Here is an 18,628-nt window from a genome sequence, read left to right on the forward strand (position 1 = left end):
CCCACGTGTTACTCACCCGTCCGCCGCTAATCTCAAGGAGCAAGCTCCTATTGATTCGCTCGACTTGCATGTATTAGGCATGCCGCCAGCGTTCGTCCTGAGCCAGGATCAAACTCTCCATAAGTTCTGAGCACCGATGCATAGCACATCACGTCGTCTGCTTCACTCTCTCAGTCGGTCACGTACGTTAGTGCGCTCCCTTCTTCGTTCGATCGCATCCTAGTGCTGCACCATGCCTCGGCACTCAGACATTCCACTCATCAAAGATAAATGAAATGCTATAGAAGAATTGATTGCTCAATTCGTACTGGCATCATTTAAGATGTCTATCAGATCGTTCGATCTGTTTGTGTTCGTTCCGCCGGCAAAGCCGGTTTCCCAAACGATAATTCGTTGACATTTTGCTGTTCAGTTTTCAAGGTTCATGTCGCCGTTCTCTCGAAGCGACTTGATTATCTTAACATGTCTGATAAACTCAGTCAAGTTATTTTTGAAAAAATTTTTACGCTCGTTTCAGTGGCTAACAATGCTAGTTAGTTACCTCCGCGGCGACAAGAACTATAATACCATCGAATCCAATTCCGCGTCAACACTTTTTCTAAAAAAGTTTAGAAACCCTTTAACATCAATACTTGGGCAGGAAAAAACAGCCGTTGTTAACGGCTGTTAATCAATTACGCTGTACATTCGATGATATAGAAACTCATTTTTTGAATCCACACACTCTACCTTAATAATGTTTTTCTCTATTAAGAATTCAATAAGCATCTCAAGATCGACTGAATACATTTTCAGTTCTTCGTGTTCATGAAGTTCTTGTATGGTCCACGTCTTCTTTTGCGCCATCACATTAATAATGTGCCGTGCTCCATAATCAGTTCGGTTGTGGATAAAGAATTCACTTGCTAGAAACATTAATTCTAATCTTTTTTCGATTGGCTCGTCACTCATTATCAGTTCTTCATAGAGTTTATATATAGAAGGATCGATTTTCTTAACTTGTGACCATACAGTCACTTCTGGAAGGATTCCTTTTTCAATCACAGATAAACGTGCCAGATGATGAAGCGACTGCACAGCATGATGATAAGCATCCATATAATGATGTTGTTCGTAAAAAGTCTTTCCTTCCATATACCGTCTTACTAATTTCGCCAGTTCAATTCCCATTTTTAAATCTCTGCCGAAGAAAGGGTATTCTCTTAGTTCAGCTTTTAAGCTTTCCACATACTCATTACGATCAAAGAAAACTTTTCCGTAAAAAAGCCAATCGACGACTTTTCGTTTAGTACCTAACAATAACCACTTCTTCAGCTGATTTTCACTAATAATATGAAGTGCTGATTTCTCTTCACCGTCTGTGTAATGTTTTGTTTGGATTGGGATTGTGTTAGAAGACGAGATAATTAGCAGAATCTCATCGAATGTATCAGTTAGCGGATCGCCTTCCCAGCGCTTACTTACCAGCAGCACCCCTAATGTATCAGGAGAACTAGCTCTTTCTTGATAGATGGGTCTAAGTGTTTGTTCCATTGTAATTCCTCCCTAGATGCTAGTATGTTCGCCAGCGGCACCATGAAATCCTCCTTCTGAGAGACTCCTATGTTGCTTCAGTTGATTCTATGCTATATTAAGAGAGCGAATCATAAGGAGGTCTTGTAGTGAAACCTTACAAGAATAAAATCAATCGTATCCGATCATTTGCCCTTTCACTTATCTTTATCGGTGTGATTGTTATGTATATCGGTTTGTTTTTTAGAAAGTACGAAATTATCATGCTGTTGTTCATGGTAATCGGTGTCATTAGTATTTTAGCAAGTGTTGTCGTATATGCATGGATAGGAACGCTATCCACGCGAGCCGTGCAGATTGTTTGTCCGAACTGCGGCAAGCAAACTAAGATGCTTGGACGAGTCGATATGTGCGGACACTGCAGAGAACCGCTTACTTTAGATCCTACTCTTGAAGGTAAAGAATTTGATGAACTATATAATAAGCGAAAAAGCGAAAAGAATTAAAAAAACACCCATTTCTCAGTTGAGAAATGGGTGTTTTTTAATAAGCTGTTGCGGCGTGACCTGATTTAGCCTCACACGCAGGACATACTCCATATACTTCTAATCGGTGAGAATTCACTTTAAAACCGGTTACATAGGAAGCCAAACGCTCTACTTCTTCAAGTCCCGGATGATGAAAATCGACAATACTTCCACATTCATCGCAAATGATGTGATAGTGGTCATGTGTTACAAAATCGAATCTGCTGGATGCATCTCCATAAGTTAATTCCTTTACGAGACCGGAATTTTTGAATACGCGCAGATTATTGTAGACTGTCGCAACACTCATATTTGGAAAATCCTTTTCGAGTGCTTTGTAAATTTCATCCGCCGTTGGATGGGATTCAGAAGAAATGAGGAATTCTAAAATGGCATGTCGTTGCGGAGTAATCCTGACACCGCTCTCCTTTAATGTAACTAGCGCATCTTTAAGCATAGCACCAGACATAAACGAACACCTCTATTCCATAAGGATTACTAATTTATAATCATTATAATTAGTTTACTTAAAAAGGTGTAGGCTGTCAACCAATCCGGATTAATAAGCGAGCCGATATCCCATCAATATCCTCGATCTGTTTCAATTACGTTCTTGTATCCTTCATCACCCGAAAGCCACATTTCAAGATTCTCTTTAAAAATCTCTAACGCACGTTCCACATATTTTGCCGAAAGGGCAGATACATGAGGAGATACAGTACAGTTGGACAGTTCCCAAAGAGGACTGTCCGACGGCAGAGGCTCTTGCTCAAAAACGTCTAAAACTGCATGAGCGATCTGTTCGTTTTGAAGTGCGTGAACGACTACTCGTTCACGCACTAGATCCCCGCGTCCAAAGTTCATAAAAACAGCAGTCTTTTTCATTTTCTCAAAATGGGATTCGTCCAATAACCAGCGTGTTTCGGATGTACTAGGTAAAACTGATATGACGTAATCTGCCCTAGGCAACGTATTCTCAATCTCATTAAAAAGAATATCCTCATGCATTCCATCATGTCTATTTCCAGATCGACTGCACCCAATCGTATTCACTCCGAAAGCTTGAAGTAATCTGCCTACTTCCCCACCAATTGAACCTGGACCTAAAATGAGTGCGGTTGAACCTTTCAACTCATTTGACTTCATCTTCTCCCAGATTTTCTGTTTTTGCTGTTCCTGAATAATCGGAAGTGCTCGATTTAATGAAAGGATGTGTGCAAGAATGGATTCCGCCATAGGAGTTTTGTGAATCCCGCTAACATTCGTGACGAGTATTCCCCGTTCTCCTAATCCGGCCAGCGGCATTTGGTCTACGCCTGCAGAAGCAACCATTACCCACTTTAATTCGGTCAGTCCATCTAAGACTTTCTCTGTTAAATCCGAACCATATGTAACGAGTATCTCTACTTCTTTCTCGTCCGCTCCTTCAATCGTATCCGAAAAGTCAAAGTTAACCTTCGGGAATTGATCTTTTAAAGCATTCCTGAACCGCTCCTTAATCGGGAAGGTCAACAACACATTCGTCATTTTGAATCACCAAGCCCTTCATTAAGAACTTGAAGCAAAGTTTGATAGACCTCGTCAATATGACCGTCTACTTTTACTTTACGCCATTCTTTCACAACCGTTCCTGTTGGATCGATTAAGAACGTAGAGCGTTCGATTCCCATATATTCTTTACCAAAAGATTTCTTCAATTTCCATACGCCGTACTTCTCGGCTACGGCATGCTCTGTGTCAGATAGAAGAGAAAAAGGAAGCTGCTGCTTACTGCTGAATTTCTCATGAGAAACTTCATCATCAGGGCTAACACCTAAAATTACGGTATCACGTTCAGCAAAATCCTCGTAATTGTCTCTGAACGTTTGTGCTTGCAGTGTACAACCTGGCGTTGCATCCTTTGGATAAAAGTAAAGAACGACATGCTTCTTCCCCGTATAATCTGAAAGGGATACCCATTCGCCACTTTCGTTCTGTAATGAAAATTCCGGTGCGTGCATTCCTTCAAGCGTCGACATTTTCCATTCCCCCTATCGGATTCCTTCCTATAATAGTATCGGACTAATCCGTCTTTTTCAATTCCTTTGGTGTTTCGTCTAATCTTAGGTAAAATGGTAAAGAAGTTATTTGAACGGAGGAATAAATATGGAACGATCGAATTCAGAAATGATTTACGCAGAAGCATGCGAGCATATTGTAGGCGGAGTGAACAGCCCATCGCGAGGCTATAAAGCAGTAGGCGGCGGTGCTCCTACAGTAATGGAACGTGGAGAAGGTCCTTATTTCTGGGATGTGGATGGAAATAAGTACATTGACTATTTAGGCGCTTATGGTCCTATCATCACAGGGCATGCTCACCCCCATATAACAGCTGCAGTGACAAAAGCTGCAGAAAACGGATTGCTCTATGGAACTCCTACCAAGCACGAAGTGAAATTCGCAAAAATGATCAAAGACGCAATTCCAGGATTGGACAAAGTCCGATTCGTCAATTCCGGAACTGAAGCTGTCATGACAACGATACGTGTTTCAAGAGCATATACAGGCCGTACAAAAATCATGAAATTCGCAGGCTGTTACCACGGCCATTCGGATCTTGTGCTTGTTGCAGCAGGATCTGGTCCCGCAACTTTAGGTACACCCGATTCAGCAGGGGTTCCTAAAACAATTGCTGAAGAAGTTATCACGATTCCTTTCAATAATCCAGAAGCATTTAAAGAAGCAATGGACCGTTGGGGAGAAGAAATTGCTTGCATCTTAGTTGAACCGATAGTCGGGAACTTCGGTATCGTAGAACCTCAAGAAGGCTTTCTTCCATTAGTGCATGAAATCGCTAAAGAGAAAGGTGCTCTTATCGTCTACGATGAAGTCATTACAGCATTCCGTTTCCATTATGGATCAGCCTCAGAACTTCTAGGCTTGACACCTGACTTAATGGCCCTTGGTAAAATTATCGGCGGCGGCCTGCCGATTGGCGCTTATGGCGGCAGAACAGAAATTATGGACAATGTTGCCCCTCTCGGTCCAGCCTATCAAGCAGGAACAATGGCAGGAAATCCGGCATCCATGCTTTCAGGAATTGCATGTTTGGAAGTACTCCAAACACCAGGTCTTTATGCAGAGTTAGATCGCCTCGGTGCAATGTTAGAAGAAGGAATTCTTCAATCGGCACAAAAACATCATGTTCCGATTACCATCAACCGCAAAGGCGGAGCATTAACAGTATTCTTTACAGACGTAACTATTGAAAACTACGACCAAGCCGAAGCAACTGATGGTGAACGATTCGGTAAGTTTTTCAAACTGCTTCTTAAAAACGGAGTGAACCTGGCACCATCTAAGTATGAAGCTTGGTTCATCACATCTGCACATACAGAAAAAGATATTCAAGATACTTTAGTAGCAGTAGATCTTGCGTTTGCAGAATTACTCTAAGAATCACCTATTGACCAGTACCGGCATTTATTGTAAAGTAGCGCAAAAGAGACCGATGAAGAGAGGAATACATTCATGAAACTTGGTGCCCGAAGTGTAAAAACGGGTATTGCAATTGTGTTCTCATTATTCCTTGCCCAATTGCTCAACCTGCCCAATCCTGTATTCGCAGGAATTGCTGCCATTTTCGCAATCCAACCAAGCATTTACAGGTCTTATTTACAAGTTATTGAACGCATCCAAGGTAACTTAATCGGTGCAACAGTTGCAGTTGTCTTTGTTCTTATTTTCGGCCATCAGCTGGTCATTGTCGGGCTTGCAGCTGTGATTGTTATTTTGATTATGCTAAAACTCGGTCTTGAGAAGTCGATCGGCATATCACTAGTTACGATGGTTGCGGTTATGGAAGTTCAGGGAGATTCATTTCTCTTATTTGCATCACTTCGTGTATTAACAATACTAATTGGAGTATTGGCAGCGTTCTTAGTGAATTTGGTATTCTTGCCGCCAAAGTATGAAGTAAAGCTATTTCAATCCATTCATCAGGTGCAGGACGAAATTATCCGCTGGATCCGTTTAACCGGACGACAAGCATCAGATTACCTTGCTACTAAAAATGTCATTGTAAATTCAAGAGACCAACTGACTAAAATCGATCAGTTATATGCTCTTTATAAAGAAGAACGATATTATTTAAAAAAGAACCAATATGCCAAAGCACGAAAACTTGTCCTGTATCGTCAAATGATTGTCACTTCAAATGCCAGTTTACAAGTGCTCAAGAAACTTCATCTGCACGAAAACGAACTCGGTGTTTTACCAGAGCAATTTAAAATGATGATTCAAGAAAGACTGGATGCGTTACTCACGTATCACGAACAGCTTCACTTGAAGTTCGTAGGAAAGCTGAAAGCAGATCAGATGAGTACGGGGCTTCATGACGAATACATTCAGCGCCATGAAGTGATGGATATCTTTTTGAATGAAATTGCGTTATCTAAAGAGGAGAAAGAAGAATTCTCCACTTACTATTTGCTTCATATTTTGTCTTCCATCCTTAACTACGAAGAGCAGCTGGAACATTTGGACAGCCTGGTTGTGACGTATCAACGGAGATACGACAGTGAAGCAAATACTAAATTTGATGATGAAATCTATTGAAAAACTAGCGGCCTCGTTTAAGGCCGCTAGTTTTTTCGTATTAGCTTTTCATTTTCGGATCCAGCGCATCACGCAATCCGTCTCCCATTAAGTTGAATCCTAATACAGTGAGCATAATCGCAAGTCCTGGAAAAATCATCGTCCAAGGAGCTGATTGTAAATAATCTTTTGAATCCGCTAACATCTTCCCCCACTCCGGTTGTGGTGCCTGTGCACCCAATCCTAGGAAACCAAGTGCAGCCGCCTCTAGAATTGCAGTTGCGATTGCGAGCGTCCCTTGAACAATAACCGGTGCCATAGAGTTTGGCAGAATGTGCGAGAACAGTATCCTTGCATCCTTCATTCCGATCGCTTTCGCTGATGTAATGTATTCATCTTCTTTAATACTAAGAACTTTTGAGCGTATCAGTCGGCCGAAGTTCGGTACGTTGATGGTTGCAATGGCGATCAAGGCATTTCGTAAACTCGGCCCGAGTACTGCAACAATCGCAATGGCAAGTAAGATAGATGGAAACGCGAGCATAATGTCAAAAATACGAGAAATAATGACATCCACCCATCGGCCATAGTATCCTGCGATAATACCAAGGATACTGCCGACAACAACCGATCCGATTACCGAGAAGAATCCAACAGCTAGTGAAATTCGAGCACCATGTATAATTCGTGAAAGTATATCCCGACCAAAATCATCCGTTCCAAACCAGTATTCGGCAGAAGGTGGATGGAGCCGGTCAGCCATATTCTGATCATTGATACCTTGAGAGGCAATCCAAGGAGCAAAAACCGCGATAAGGATAAAGAAGATAACAACCGCCATTCCAACAACAGCTACTTTACTCTTTCGAAATCCCCTCCACGCATCACGCCAAGGTCCTGATTCTTTTTCAAGCTGCGCTTCTGCAATTCCATCAACCTTCGGGGTTAGTTCAGACATGGTTCCAACCTCCTTCCTCAATCATATTTTATCCTCGGATCAATGACGCCATAGAGCAAGTCAACGATTAGGTTAATCATTACAAAGAAGAACGCAACGACTAAAATTCCTGATTGAATGACCGGATAATCACGATAATTGATAGCGTCATAAATATAGCGTCCAATTCCCGGCCAAGCAAAGATTGTTTCTGTTAGAATCGCTCCGCCTAAAAGCATTCCCATCTGTAATCCTACAATCGTCAATACCGGAATAATTGCATTTTTTAAAGCATGCTTGTAAACGACCCAAAACATTTTTTGACCTTTCGCCCGAGCAGTTCGTATATAATCAGAACGCATTACTTCCAACATACTAGAACGAGTCATTCGTGCAATAATCGCCATTGGAATAGTTGCCAGCGCCAAGCCTGGAAGTATTAAATGTTTAAACACAATCCATAGCTGATCAAACCTGCCATTGAGCATGGCGTCAATCATATACAAATTCGTAATGGGCGAGACCGGATCTCGTACTTGTTCCCGACCTGTTGTCGGCAGCCATTGAAGTTCAATGGAGAACGCCCATTGGCCAAGCAAGCCAAGCCAAAAGATCGGCATCGATACACCTACAAGGGCTAAAATCATTGCTGTATAATCGAACCAAGAGTTTTGGAACCAAGCAGAAATGATTCCCGCATTGATGCCGATTACTACTGCAATAATCATGGCAAACAAAGCAAGTTCAAGTGTTGCAGCAAGATAGGGCCAAATTTCATCAGCAACCGGTAATTTTGTTCTCATCGATTCACCTAGATCACCAGTAAAAAGCCCCTTTAGATAACTGAAAAATTGTGTATACCATGGCTGGTCAAGACCTAATTTCGCGTTGAGTGCAGCGACCGCCTCAGGTGTAGCTTGTTGACCTAAAATTGTTTGTGCAGGGTTTCCAGGTATCGCGCGAATCATCATGAATACCACAAACGTCATCCCTAGTAATACGGGGATTAGTTGAAACAATCGTTTTCCTATGTAACTGAGCATTCGGTTCACCTCTCATGGCTCTTTTTTTCGTTCGCATGCAGCACAATCATTTTTAAAAAACAGGAAAGGGGGATATGGCGAATGGCCTCCCCCCTTCACTTTTACATGTGCATTACATACTTACTTGAAGTCTACGTTCGAAAGTAAGTCAGAACCAGTTGGGTGTGGCACAAATCCAGTAAGATCTGCTGCTCCGCCAAGTAGTGGTGTTGAGTGAGCAAGTGGTACCCACGGTGCTTCTTCGTGAAGAATTTCTTGTGCTTTCATGTAAAGCTCATTACGCTTATCTTCGTCAACTTCTGTTTGTGCTTCAAGGAATAACTTATGGGTTTCTTCATTTTTGAAGTACGTGTAGTTGTTGCTTCCGATGTTGTCTTCATCAAGCAGAACATAAAGGAAGTTGTCGGCGTCGCCATTATCCCCTGTCCATCCAAGCATGAAGGCATCTGCTTCACCCTTACTTGCTTTGTCTAGATAAGTTGCCCACTCGTATGAAACGATTTTTGCTTTAATGCCGACATCAGCCAAATTACTTTGGATAACTTCTGCGACTTTTGTGCCGTCCGGCATGTACGGACGAGGAACTGGCATTGCCCATAGTTCCATGTCAAATCCGTCTTCAAGTCCAGCTTCTTTCAACAATTCTTTTGCTTTTTCTGGATCATATGCATATTCTTCAATATCATCGTTGTAACCTGAGATTGAAGAAGGCATTGGGTTTTTCGCTGATTCTGCACGTCCTTCGAAAAATGATTCGATGATAGTCTGCTTATCGATTGCGTAGTTCATCGCCTGGCGTACTTCTTTCTTATCAAATGGAGGACGTGTTACTGTAAGTCCCAAGTATCCAACGTTCATAGATGGACGTTCGAACAATTGAAGTTTTGAATCTCCTTCGATTTTCGCACCATCAGCAGGGTTGATGCCATCAGCCAGGTCAATTTCTCCTGTAGTCAATGCATTCAAACGTGCCGCGTTGTCAGGAATTGCGCGGAATACGACTTTGTCCAACTTAGGAAGTCCTTCTTGCCAGTAATCTGCGTTCTTTTCAATTGTAATGGAATCATTCGCTTTCCATTCTACAAACTTGAATGGACCAGTTCCTACTGGATTACGCGCAAACTCGTCGTCCCCTTTTGCATAAGCTTCAGGGCTTGCGATTGCGAACATGCTCATAGCTAGGTTTTTCAAGAATGGCGCTTGCGGACGCTTTAGTTTGAAAACAACTGTGTTTTCATCTTCAGCTGTCACGGATTCGATAACTGCATCTTCGTCTCCTTCAAATCCACCAAACATCGAGCTATAGTATGGGAACATTTCAGCATCCCCGCTTGCCCAACGTTCAAAGTTCGCAACAACTGCGTCAGCGTTGAAGTCTGTTCCATCATGGAACTTAACGCCTTCTTCTAACTTGAATGTATACGTCAAACCGTCTTCAGATGGCTCCCACTCTTTAGCAAGACCCGGCTGAATCGTTGTATCTTCCTCACCGAAGTTTACAAGCGTTTCGAAAAGGTTGACTGTTACTTTAAATGTCTCTCCTTCAGTTACACGAGACGGATCTAGAGAAGTTGAATCGCCCCCGCGACCAAATACTAACGTCTTCTCCTTCGCACTCGCTTTCCCACCATCTTCTTTCGCGCCCTCATCGCTGTCGTCATTTCCACAAGCAGCTAGTGCAGTAGAAAGAACAAGAAGCATTACGAGAGCAAGTGACCATAATTTCCCTTTCCTCATACAGACCCCTCCATCTCTTTTTCTTTCATTTCTATGTCAGTGCCTTCTTGCCCACTGTAAAGGTGGCAAGCGACAGATTGACCATTCTCACGTTCGACCAATTTCGGGGAAACTTTCGTACAAATATCCATTTTAAACGGACAGCGTGTATGGAACGTACACCCTGAAGGCGGATTTGCCGGACTGGGTATATCACCATCAATCAGCACTTGTTCTTTTACATAATCCGGATCTGGTACAGGCACTGCAGATAGCAGCGCTTGTGTGTAAGGATGGAGAGGGTTTGCATACAACTGCTCACTTGGTGCGATCTCAACCATCTTACCTAAATACATCACACCGACCCGATCACTGATGTGTCGGACGACGCCAAGATCATGCGCTATGAAGATATACGTCAAATCGAATTCTTTCTGTAGGTCCTGCATTAAATTCAGTACTTGAGCTTGGATGGAGACATCAAGCGCAGATACAGGCTCATCTGCAATAATAAGCTTGGGATTGGTCATCAGTGCACGAGCAATCCCAATCCGTTGACGCTGTCCACCACTAAATTGGTGGGGATATCGTTTTGCGTGATAAGCATTCAATCCAACGATTTCCAAGAACTTCACTACGGACTTTCTCCGTTCTTTCGCATCGGAAATTCCATGAACAAGAAGCGGTTCTTCTAGAATTTTCCCGATTGTATGTCTCGGATTTAACGATGCATATGGATCTTGGAAAACCATTTGAATATCACGGCGCATCTTTCTCATTTCTGAGGTGGATAAAGAGGTCAACTCTTTTCCGTCAAATTCTACTGTACCTTCGGTAGGTTCCAGCAGTCTCATGAGCACCCTTCCCGTCGTCGACTTACCGCAGCCGCTTTCCCCAACAATTCCTAGAGTTTCTCCCTTGTTCACATAAAACGATATGTCGTCGACCGCTTTTACATAACCAGTGGTTCGGCCGAGCATGCCTTTTTTAATAGGGAAATACTTTTTAAGACCTTCAACTTTCAACAAAGGCTTTTGGTCCATCTTGAGTCACTCCTTCCTCACTGTATAAGAAGCATCTTGTTTGATGGCCTGTTTCTGTGTGAATCAGCTCAGGATTTTCCGCCAGGCACCGGTCGAACGCGAACTCACAGCGAGCTGCAAATTTACATCCTTTTTTAATTGAACCAGGTTTCGGAACGTTTCCACGAATCGAGAATAGGCGATCTTTTTTGTAACGCATATCTGGAACAGATTGAATGAGACCTTTTGTATAGGGATGCTGAGGATTTTCAAAAATCTTTTTTACCGGCGCTTCTTCGATAACTTGACCCGCATACATGACAATGACACGCTCACATGTCTCAGCTACGACACCTAGGTCGTGTGTAATCAGCATAATCGCTGTATCTAGCCGTGTATTCAAGTCTTTCATCAACTTCAAAATCTGAGCTTGAATCGTTACGTCTAATGCAGTAGTCGGCTCATCTGCAATCAGTAGTTTTGGATCGCATACAAGCGCCATCGCTATCATCACTCTTTGTCGCATTCCGCCAGACAGCTGATGAGGATACTCGTTTATCAATTCATCTGCGCGGGGCAAACCTACCAGTTTCAACATTTCAATAGCTTTGGCTTTCGCTTTTTTCTTAGACCATTTCTTTTCATGGAGTAAAATTGCTTCGGACATTTGGTTACCGATTGTGAATAATGGATTCAAAGAGGTCATCGGTTCTTGGAAGATCATCGCAATATCGTTGCCACGTATGTATCGCATTTCTTTCTCACTTTTCTTCAGTAAATCGTTACCTTGAAATAGTATTTCGCCACCCGTAATTTTACCAGGAGGTTTCGGCACTAGACCCATCACTGAAAGCGAGGTAACGCTTTTTCCACATCCGGATTCCCCTACAATTCCGAGTACTTCCCCTTCTTTTACATGGAAATCTACGTGATCCACTGCGGGAATTTCTCCTGAGTCTGTAAAGAAAGTGGTCTGCAAGTCTTTCACATCTAAGACCTTTTTTCGTTCGCTCATGGTACCGCCCTCTCCCAATACTATTTTTCTAAACATAACTTCTATTCAATATTATACGTTTTTTCAGACTTAAATCAAGGAAATTTTCTGACTATCAAAAAAAATAGACAATTGGGAAGTAGTTTCCCAATTGCCTAGTATAGAAATTATATGGATTGAACTTGAAATAGGTCGTAGTACGTTCCTTGCTTTTGCATAAGCTCTGCATGTGTTCCTTGTTCTTTCAGTTCTCCATGATCGATTACCAATATTTTGTCTGCATGTGTAATAGTCGAAAGTCTGTGCGCCACGATCACTGTCGTTCGATCGTGTGCAAGTCGATTCAATGAGTCTTGAATTAGTGCTTCACTTTCTAAATCGAGTGCCGATGTTGCCTCATCCAATATTAGCATTGGAGGATTCTTTAAAAATACACGCGCTATAGAAAGTCGTTGTTTTTGTCCGCCGGAAAGTTTAACTCCGCGTTCTCCAACTGTTGTATCGTATCCTTCCGGAAGTTCCATTATGAAGTCATGTGCATTTGCAGCTTGTGCCGCAGCGATTACTTCTTCATCAGTCGCATCAGGTTTACCCATTAAAATATTACTGCGAACAGAATCGCTGAACAAAATACTATCTTGCAGCACCATTCCAATTTGGTCACGAAGTGTTTTCGTTTGAATACCGCGTAAATCATGACCATCTATCTTGATAGCCCCACCCGTTACATCGTAAAAGCGGGGTATTAAGCTGACAATCGTTGACTTTCCTCCGCCACTCATCCCAACAAGCGCAACCGTTTCTCCAGGATTCACTGTAAAGTTCATATCTTTCAAAATCGGAAAGCCTTCTTTTTCATAAGCAAAATTCACATGATCGAATTGAATCTCTCCTTGAATTCTCGGAAGAGCTTGGGCGTCGTTTTTGTCAGTGACTTCGTATGGCTCTTCCATAAGTTCAAACACCCGGTCCATAGAAGCAAAAGATTGGGTAAGTGATGTCGAGGCGTTTACTAGACGCCGCAACGGATTGTACAGCCGATCGATATAGGCGATGAAGGCAACCATTGTACCTACAGAAAGATTGCCGTGAATAACATGGTACCCCGCATAAGTGATAACAAGCAGCGGAGCAACGTCTGTAATAGTATTTACAACAGCAAATGCTTTTGCATTCCATCTGGTGTGCTCAATTGCCTTATCCAAAAACTCACCATTTGTTTCATCAAAACGTTTTTGTTCTTTATCCTCTAAAGAAAAACTTTTAATGACGCTGACACCTGCAACTCGCTCATGTAAATAACTTTGAACGTTTGCCAAAGCTTGTGAACGCTCCCTTGTCAAAATCCGCAGTTTACCAAAGAAGTGTTTTACACTATATGCGTAGAAAGGGAATGCAAAAAGTGTTACTAGTGTTAACGGAACGTCCAGCGTCAACATAATCGAAATAGCAATCAGAATCGTTGCAAGGTCCAGCCAAACATTCATTAAGCCGATCATGACGAAATTCTTTGTTTGTTCCACGTCGTTAATGACTCTTGAAATAACTTCCCCAGCACGTGTTTCTGTATAGAAACGCAAGCTGAGTTTTTGTAAATGTCCATATAGACTTTGACGGATATCATATAATATTTTGTTGCTGACTAATTGTGCTAAATATTGCCGGTAGTATTCAACAGGAGGCCGGACGATGAAGAAGACCAGAGCTGTTCCGCCTAACCAGTAAAATAACTGCATCGTTTTTTCGTCTGGTGTCATTGTAGTTGAACCGATGACATCGTCAATTACGATTTTAATGAGAAAAGGAAGGAATAGCGGAATTGCAAATTTCACTATCCCTATCAAGACCGTTAATATAATTTGCCAATTATATGGTTTGACGAACTTTAAATAGCGTTTAATACTAGGACCCATTCCATCCCTCCTATTTAAAAAAGCCAGCCGCGATACAGCGCAGCCCGGCTACTTATTCTTCGTGCTTTAAATTTTTGTAAAACTCGTACCTTGAGGTCCAGACGTTTATAAAGTCTGGAGCAAATGGGCCTTTGCGTTGTTTGATCCAACTCAAAAGCGTTTCCAGGTTGCGTCTTAAAATTTTATCAATGACTTCAGGGTAACCCATCTTCTTCTTATGATCAGCGTATTCATCCTCATCTAATATGAGATAGCTCATGTCTGGGAACACTTTAACGTCTAAATCATAATCGATATATTTTATGGAATTGTTGTCAAAAACAAATGGAGAGCTGATGTTGACATAGTAATACACACCATCCTCGCGCAGCATGCAAATGATATTAAACCAGCGCTCTGCATGAAAATAGCAGATGGAAGGTTCACGCGTAATCCACGTTCGTCCATCTGATTCAGTCACGAGCGTACGGTCATTGGCGCCGATTATTATGTTGCGAGTCCCTTTTAAAACCATCGTTTCCTGCCAAACTCTGTGGATATGTCCATTATGCTTATAACTATGTACTTGTACAATTTCCCCTTCTTTTGGAATTTCCATATTTACTACCACCTTTTTATCCCCCATAATTTCCCGTTCTATTCTTATCACAACATTATACCAATGCAAGTTAAAAATAGAAAATGATTGACCCTGCAGTCAAATAAAAGCCGGCAGAGGACTATTTCCTCTGCCGGTTCCGGTGGTGTTTATCCAATTACTTTGTTTGGTTCCCGTACTTGTTCGCATATTTACCAGAAGCTTGTTGCTTATTCGCTTCAGCCTGCTGGTTTTGCTGCTTAACATGCTGCACATCTGTTTCGGCTCCAAACTCTTCGTTCATGAGCGGATTGTTTTGTTGGTTTTGTTGTTTGTATTGCTCTTGCTGGTTGTTTTTCTGATTCCGCTGGTTGTTTGTTGTCATGGATATTCACCTCCGTAACAACTAGCATATCCAGCTGGATGAAAATTATCCTGTCCTAAAAAAAATATTTTCCGAGCGCGGCTAAAATTTTACTCATTGGTTTCGATTGTGGAATCGCACGTAATTCCTCTTCTGAGAAAAAACGATATCCTTCAGGGAGAGGTGACGCATCCTGAAGGATTGCAAAGTGCCCTGTTACTTCCCATGTTACATGGGAAAAGACATGCTTGAAATGGACATACTCTTCATTTAAATCGAGTATAAGACCTGTGTTGTCTTTCATTTCCTGTTGAATGGTGTCCTGATTAGCAGTCTCTATTTGTGGGAACTCCCAAAAGTCTCCAAGCAAACCACCTGAAGGACGTTTTCTTAGTAACCACTGACCCCCTGGTTCTTGGATTGCAAAAGAATGAATAGACACCACTTTCTTTTTCATCTTTTTCGTCTTTATGGGAAGGCTTTCTTGGACTCCTTCTTCAAATGCATCACAAAACTCTCTTACTGGACAAAGTAAACAGCGTGGTTTCGGTGTACAAATCGTTGCCCCTAGCTCCATGATGGCCTGATTAAACGATGAAGGATCTGTTTCGTCAATCACTTCCATAACCCGCTGTTCAAATATCTTTTTCGTTTTAGGCAGCGCAATGTCTTCTTCTATTAAAAACAATCTGGAAAACACTCTCATTACATTGCCGTCCACTGCATGTTCTGGAACTCCGTAAGCAATACTGAGTACCGCTCCAGCCGTGTATGGTCCGATACCTTTTAAATTCAAAATTTCAGACCGCGTTTGCGGAATGACACTGCCGTAATTTTCCACGACCTCTTTTACACCTGCTTGTAAATTACGAACTCGGGAATAATAACCAAGACCTTCCCAATGCTTCAATACGTGTTCCTCTTCAGCATCAGCTAAACACTCCATTGTTGGAAATGAGGATATAAAACGTTCATAATAAGGAATCACGGTATCTACCCGTGTTTGCTGGAGCATCACTTCTGATATCCAAATGTAATAGGGATTTGAAGTATGCCGCCATGGTAAGTCGCGCTTCTCGCGATGATACCAAGCAAGTAGCAGTTCGTTAAATTCTTTTTTCTGGATGATTTGCATGCTTTAACTCCTTCAATCGTTTATTACTTTTAGGTTGTTCAAATTTGGGTATATAATATTAAGAGAACTGCTGAATTGAAACTTCAGTATGTATTTTCAAAACAAAGGGGTGATGTAGTGGACACAGGAACACATATTGCAATGGGTATCGCAATTAGTGGACTTGCAATGGCAGATCCTGTAGTTGCGTCACATTCAGCAACGATGGGACCAGTATTTGCTGGCATCATGCTGGGTTCACTGGCACCAGATACAGATACAGTTTTAAAATTACGAAATAATGCAGTTTATATACGGAACCATAGAGGCATAACACATTCTGTTCCGGCAGTATTATTATGGCCGATTCTTATATCCATCGTCTTATCACTTTTCGTTCCGAATGCGAATTATATTCATCTATGGGCATGGACTTTTCTAGCGGTATTCATCCATGTTTTTGTGGATATCTTTAATTCTTATGGCACACAGGCTCTTCGGCCGTTTTCACAAAAATGGGTCGCCTTAAGTGTTATCAATACATTTGATCCTATAATTTTCGGATTGCATGTCGTGGCCATTGCCGCTTGGTTGTTCGGGGCTCCTCCCGTTCTGACAATGAGTATTCTGTACGGCGTTGTATTCGTTTATTATTTGCTGCGATTCGCCGTTCGCGGCGCTGTAAAACGTGCAGTTTACAATACAATACCGAATGCTGTCGAAGTTTACGTCGCTCCAACTATGCGTTTTTTTCAATGGAGAATTGCAGCTTCCACAGAAAAAGACCACTACGTAGGCAGAGCATACGGTCGATCCGTTAATATTTACGATCGATTCGACAAAAAACCATTACCTGATTCACCTTACGTTGCAGCTGCGTTGACAGACAAAAACGTTGCCGCTTTCGTATCATTTTCCCCCATTTACCGGTGGGAAATCAGCAAAGTCGATGTGTTAACGGAAGTTCGTCTAATCGATTTGCGCTACCGCAGTAAAACGTTCTATCCGTTTGTTGCAGTAGCACATGTTGATGAAGACTTAACTGTTGTGAATTCATATACAGGTTGGATTTTCTCTGAAGACAAGTTGAAAAAGAAACTGAACTTCGTAGAAGAATCCTAAGTAATTGAAAGTTACTTACCTGTTTTTGCTGATGAAAGCATGGCAATAGGCAATGCTTCCGCGGCTAAGTCGCCGCCCATGCGATATCCCCATGCAAAACGGCCTTTTAAATAATCGACTTTGAAAAAATAGCCCTCATCTCCCTGGATTTTATAGATTTCTCCGGGGATGATTGTGGCTGGATCCACCAAATAAGATTGTGCCATTACTGCTTTTCGTTGGTAAACGGCATACTCATTCAAGATTCCAAGCTGTTCTGCTTTTCTTGCCTTCTCCATCAGTTTGGCAATTTCAGTACGCAGCTCTTGCTCAGTCATTTGACTATATTTCTTTTCATTCTCCATCTTCTTCAAGCTCCTTTTTTTCGATGAACGCATCGATGCGATCGAATGGAATTCCTTTGCGGTACATGGATTCTTTTACACGTCGTTTACGATCGTATCCTTTGTATTTAATGCTGACCCGACGCCAAGCTTTTTCACCGGTAGTTTCAGTTATGGCTGTCCATTCATCCTCATCAGGTTCAAATTCTACTCTAGATAGCGCTTCTTTAATAATATCAAATGAAAAACCTTTCCGCTGTAAAGCGTTTTGGATACGTTGTTTGAGTTGTGCGGGAGCGATCGATGAATGTTTACTTGCTGCCTTTTCCGCTAATCGGGTGGCAGTCGCCAGTTGTTCTTCTGGGTCATATTCCTCGAGAACTTCATCTTGAATTTCAGGATCTATTCCTTTTTTCTTCATTTCCTGTTTGATAGCATTCGGCCCCTTATCAGATGTATTTTTTTGAGTTCTAAGCAGTGCTTCTGAAAAAGCTTGATCATCTAAAAAACCTAACCTTTTCAACTTGAGAATAGCTTCCTTAATCACTGTCTCACCAAACTCAGCTTGAAGCAGCTTCTCTTTGACTTCATATTCACTTCTCATTCTAAAGCCGAGATAGTGAAGTGCTCGATTGAAAGCACGCTGAATCTCTTCTTCATAGACTAAGTCTTCTTTTTCCCAATTGTCTAGCTGCATCCCTTTGGTCAATCCAAACTTCACTAGGTTCGATTCGTGTACACTGAATGTGTAGACATCATCTAAAAAGATATTGTAGCGTTCTTTGTCCTTCTTCTGTTGCGTTATTTTCGTAATGACTGGCATATTATCACCTCGTTAACTACTAGTATACCTGTTCTCATTAAGTCGGTCAGCTGAACCGTTTTCACC

At 41.9% G+C, this 18,628-nt stretch carries 19 protein-coding genes and 1 rRNA gene; 4 read left to right on the forward strand and 16 right to left on the reverse strand.

What is annotated here, in order from left to right; genetic code table 11:
* Together QT716_RS12385 and QT716_RS12390 are read right to left on the reverse strand one after the other, a co-directional pair.
* Nucleotides 1-124: ribosomal RNA gene (locus tag QT716_RS12385) — 16S ribosomal RNA — on the reverse strand; the annotation flags it as partial.
* A 542-nt stretch (nt 125-666) separates the two neighbouring features.
* Nucleotides 667-1,533 carry a nucleotidyltransferase-like protein gene (locus tag QT716_RS12390; protein ID WP_317936387.1) on the reverse strand — a complete coding sequence of 289 codons (867 nt, stop codon included), beginning with the start codon at nt 1,531-1,533 and terminating at the stop codon, nt 667-669.
* A 128-nt stretch (nt 1,534-1,661) separates the two neighbouring features.
* On the opposite strand from QT716_RS12390, the gene QT716_RS12395 reads away from it, so the two are divergent.
* Nucleotides 1,662-2,018: a YgzB family protein gene (locus tag QT716_RS12395; RefSeq protein WP_317936388.1), complete on the forward strand. Its 357-nt coding sequence runs from the start codon at nt 1,662-1,664 to the stop codon at nt 2,016-2,018.
* A gap of 37 nt (nt 2,019-2,055) precedes the next feature.
* On the opposite strand, the gene perR is transcribed toward QT716_RS12395, so the two are convergent.
* From perR to bcp, 3 genes are all read right to left on the reverse strand, one after another.
* Nucleotides 2,056-2,508, reverse strand: coding sequence for a peroxide-responsive transcriptional repressor PerR (gene perR / locus QT716_RS12400; RefSeq protein ID WP_317936389.1), 453 nt, complete (start codon nt 2,506-2,508; stop codon nt 2,056-2,058).
* Between the two features lie 113 nt (nt 2,509-2,621).
* Nucleotides 2,622-3,566, reverse strand: coding sequence for a D-2-hydroxyacid dehydrogenase (locus QT716_RS12405; protein ID WP_317936390.1), 945 nt, complete (start codon nt 3,564-3,566; stop codon nt 2,622-2,624).
* The gene (bcp, locus tag QT716_RS12410; RefSeq protein WP_317936392.1) at nt 3,563-4,057 is read right to left on the reverse strand and encodes a thioredoxin-dependent thiol peroxidase; all 495 of its coding nucleotides are present in this window, start codon (nt 4,055-4,057) and stop codon (nt 3,563-3,565) included. The genes QT716_RS12405 and bcp overlap by 4 nt, the downstream gene beginning before the upstream one ends.
* A 127-nt stretch (nt 4,058-4,184) precedes the next feature.
* Here bcp and QT716_RS12415 point away from each other — a divergent pair, with 127 nt between their 5' ends.
* Nucleotides 4,185-5,474 carry a glutamate-1-semialdehyde 2,1-aminomutase gene (locus tag QT716_RS12415; RefSeq protein WP_317936393.1) on the forward strand — a complete coding sequence of 430 codons (1,290 nt, stop codon included), beginning with the start codon at nt 4,185-4,187 and terminating at the stop codon, nt 5,472-5,474.
* Nucleotides 5,475-5,549: 75 nt separating this feature from the next.
* Nucleotides 5,550-6,635 (forward strand): FUSC family protein, encoded by a 1,086-nt coding sequence (locus QT716_RS12420; RefSeq protein WP_317936394.1) that lies wholly within the window; start codon nt 5,550-5,552, stop codon nt 6,633-6,635.
* Between the two features lie 40 nt (nt 6,636-6,675).
* Here the strand turns inward: QT716_RS12420 and nikC are convergent, their stop codons facing one another.
* From nikC to mutY, 9 genes are all read right to left on the reverse strand, one after another.
* Complete coding sequence (nikC, locus tag QT716_RS12425; RefSeq protein ID WP_317936395.1) at nt 6,676-7,572, reverse strand: nickel transporter permease; 897 nt, start codon at nt 7,570-7,572, stop codon at nt 6,676-6,678.
* Nucleotides 7,573-7,589: 17 nt separating this feature from the next.
* Nucleotides 7,590-8,594 carry an ABC transporter permease gene (locus QT716_RS12430; RefSeq protein ID WP_317936396.1) on the reverse strand — a complete coding sequence of 335 codons (1,005 nt, stop codon included), beginning with the start codon at nt 8,592-8,594 and terminating at the stop codon, nt 7,590-7,592.
* Nucleotides 8,595-8,714: 120 nt separating this feature from the next.
* Nucleotides 8,715-10,331, reverse strand: a complete 1,617-nt coding sequence (locus tag QT716_RS12435) for an ABC transporter substrate-binding protein (RefSeq protein WP_317936397.1) — start codon at nt 10,329-10,331, stop codon at nt 8,715-8,717.
* Nucleotides 10,328-11,353: an ABC transporter ATP-binding protein gene (locus tag QT716_RS12440; protein ID WP_317936398.1), complete on the reverse strand. Its 1,026-nt coding sequence runs from the start codon at nt 11,351-11,353 to the stop codon at nt 10,328-10,330. The genes QT716_RS12435 and QT716_RS12440 overlap by 4 nt, the downstream gene beginning before the upstream one ends.
* Nucleotides 11,325-12,347, reverse strand: a complete 1,023-nt coding sequence (locus tag QT716_RS12445; RefSeq protein ID WP_317936399.1) for an ABC transporter ATP-binding protein — start codon at nt 12,345-12,347, stop codon at nt 11,325-11,327. The genes QT716_RS12440 and QT716_RS12445 overlap by 29 nt, the downstream gene beginning before the upstream one ends.
* Before the next feature lie 146 nt (nt 12,348-12,493).
* Complete coding sequence (locus QT716_RS12450) at nt 12,494-14,239, reverse strand: ABC transporter ATP-binding protein (protein ID WP_317936400.1); 1,746 nt, start codon at nt 14,237-14,239, stop codon at nt 12,494-12,496.
* A gap of 52 nt (nt 14,240-14,291) precedes the next feature.
* A complete protein-coding gene (gene ntdP, locus QT716_RS12455; protein WP_317936401.1) occupies nt 14,292-14,837 on the reverse strand; it encodes a nucleoside tri-diphosphate phosphatase in 546 nt (181 codons plus the stop codon).
* A 157-nt stretch (nt 14,838-14,994) separates the two neighbouring features.
* The gene (locus QT716_RS12460) at nt 14,995-15,201 is read right to left on the reverse strand and encodes a gamma-type small acid-soluble spore protein (RefSeq protein ID WP_317936402.1); all 207 of its coding nucleotides are present in this window, start codon (nt 15,199-15,201) and stop codon (nt 14,995-14,997) included.
* Between the two features lie 55 nt (nt 15,202-15,256).
* The gene (mutY, locus tag QT716_RS12465; protein ID WP_317936403.1) at nt 15,257-16,315 is read right to left on the reverse strand and encodes an A/G-specific adenine glycosylase; all 1,059 of its coding nucleotides are present in this window, start codon (nt 16,313-16,315) and stop codon (nt 15,257-15,259) included.
* A 117-nt stretch (nt 16,316-16,432) separates the two neighbouring features.
* On the opposite strand from mutY, the gene QT716_RS12470 reads away from it, so the two are divergent.
* Nucleotides 16,433-17,416 (forward strand): metal-dependent hydrolase, encoded by a 984-nt coding sequence (locus QT716_RS12470; RefSeq protein ID WP_317936404.1) that lies wholly within the window; start codon nt 16,433-16,435, stop codon nt 17,414-17,416.
* 11 nt (nt 17,417-17,427) lie between these two features.
* Here the strand turns inward: QT716_RS12470 and QT716_RS12475 are convergent, their stop codons facing one another.
* On the reverse strand, nt 17,428-17,760 hold the full coding sequence (locus tag QT716_RS12475) for a YfhH family protein (RefSeq protein ID WP_317936405.1): 333 nt from the start codon (nt 17,758-17,760) through the stop codon (nt 17,428-17,430).
* A complete protein-coding gene (gene recX, locus QT716_RS12480; protein WP_317936406.1) occupies nt 17,750-18,562 on the reverse strand; it encodes a recombination regulator RecX in 813 nt (270 codons plus the stop codon). The genes QT716_RS12475 and recX overlap by 11 nt, the downstream gene beginning before the upstream one ends.
* Between the last annotated feature and the right edge of the window lie 66 nt (nt 18,563-18,628).

Source organism: Sporosarcina aquimarina, assembly GCF_033253705.1.
In the GTDB taxonomy this organism is placed as follows: domain Bacteria; phylum Bacillota; class Bacilli; order Bacillales_A; family Planococcaceae; genus Sporosarcina; species Sporosarcina aquimarina.

Coding starts and splice junctions, on each gene's coding strand:
- perR (WP_317936389.1), bottom strand. CDS start 2,508: ATGTCTGGTGCTATGCTTAAAGATGCGCTAGTTACATTAAAGGAGAGC.
- QT716_RS12450 (WP_317936400.1), bottom strand. CDS start 14,239: ATGGGTCCTAGTATTAAACGCTATTTAAAGTTCGTCAAACCATATAAT.
- QT716_RS12445 (WP_317936399.1), bottom strand. CDS start 12,347: ATGAGCGAACGAAAAAAGGTCTTAGATGTGAAAGACTTGCAGACCACT.
- QT716_RS12390 (WP_317936387.1), bottom strand. CDS start 1,533: ATGGAACAAACACTTAGACCCATCTATCAAGAAAGAGCTAGTTCTCCT.
- bcp (WP_317936392.1), bottom strand. CDS start 4,057: ATGTCGACGCTTGAAGGAATGCACGCACCGGAATTTTCATTACAGAAC.
- QT716_RS12430 (WP_317936396.1), bottom strand. CDS start 8,594: ATGCTCAGTTACATAGGAAAACGATTGTTTCAACTAATCCCCGTATTA.
- QT716_RS12460 (WP_317936402.1), bottom strand. CDS start 15,201: ATGACAACAAACAACCAGCGGAATCAGAAAAACAACCAGCAAGAGCAA.
- QT716_RS12420 (WP_317936394.1), top strand. CDS start 5,550: ATGAAACTTGGTGCCCGAAGTGTAAAAACGGGTATTGCAATTGTGTTC.
- QT716_RS12415 (WP_317936393.1), top strand. CDS start 4,185: ATGGAACGATCGAATTCAGAAATGATTTACGCAGAAGCATGCGAGCAT.
- QT716_RS12440 (WP_317936398.1), bottom strand. CDS start 11,353: ATGGACCAAAAGCCTTTGTTGAAAGTTGAAGGTCTTAAAAAGTATTTC.
- recX (WP_317936406.1), bottom strand. CDS start 18,562: ATGCCAGTCATTACGAAAATAACGCAACAGAAGAAGGACAAAGAACGC.
- QT716_RS12435 (WP_317936397.1), bottom strand. CDS start 10,331: ATGAGGAAAGGGAAATTATGGTCACTTGCTCTCGTAATGCTTCTTGTT.
- mutY (WP_317936403.1), bottom strand. CDS start 16,315: ATGCAAATCATCCAGAAAAAAGAATTTAACGAACTGCTACTTGCTTGG.
- QT716_RS12475 (WP_317936405.1), bottom strand. CDS start 17,760: ATGGAGAATGAAAAGAAATATAGTCAAATGACTGAGCAAGAGCTGCGT.
- QT716_RS12405 (WP_317936390.1), bottom strand. CDS start 3,566: ATGACGAATGTGTTGTTGACCTTCCCGATTAAGGAGCGGTTCAGGAAT.
- nikC (WP_317936395.1), bottom strand. CDS start 7,572: ATGTCTGAACTAACCCCGAAGGTTGATGGAATTGCAGAAGCGCAGCTT.
- ntdP (WP_317936401.1), bottom strand. CDS start 14,837: ATGGAAATTCCAAAAGAAGGGGAAATTGTACAAGTACATAGTTATAAG.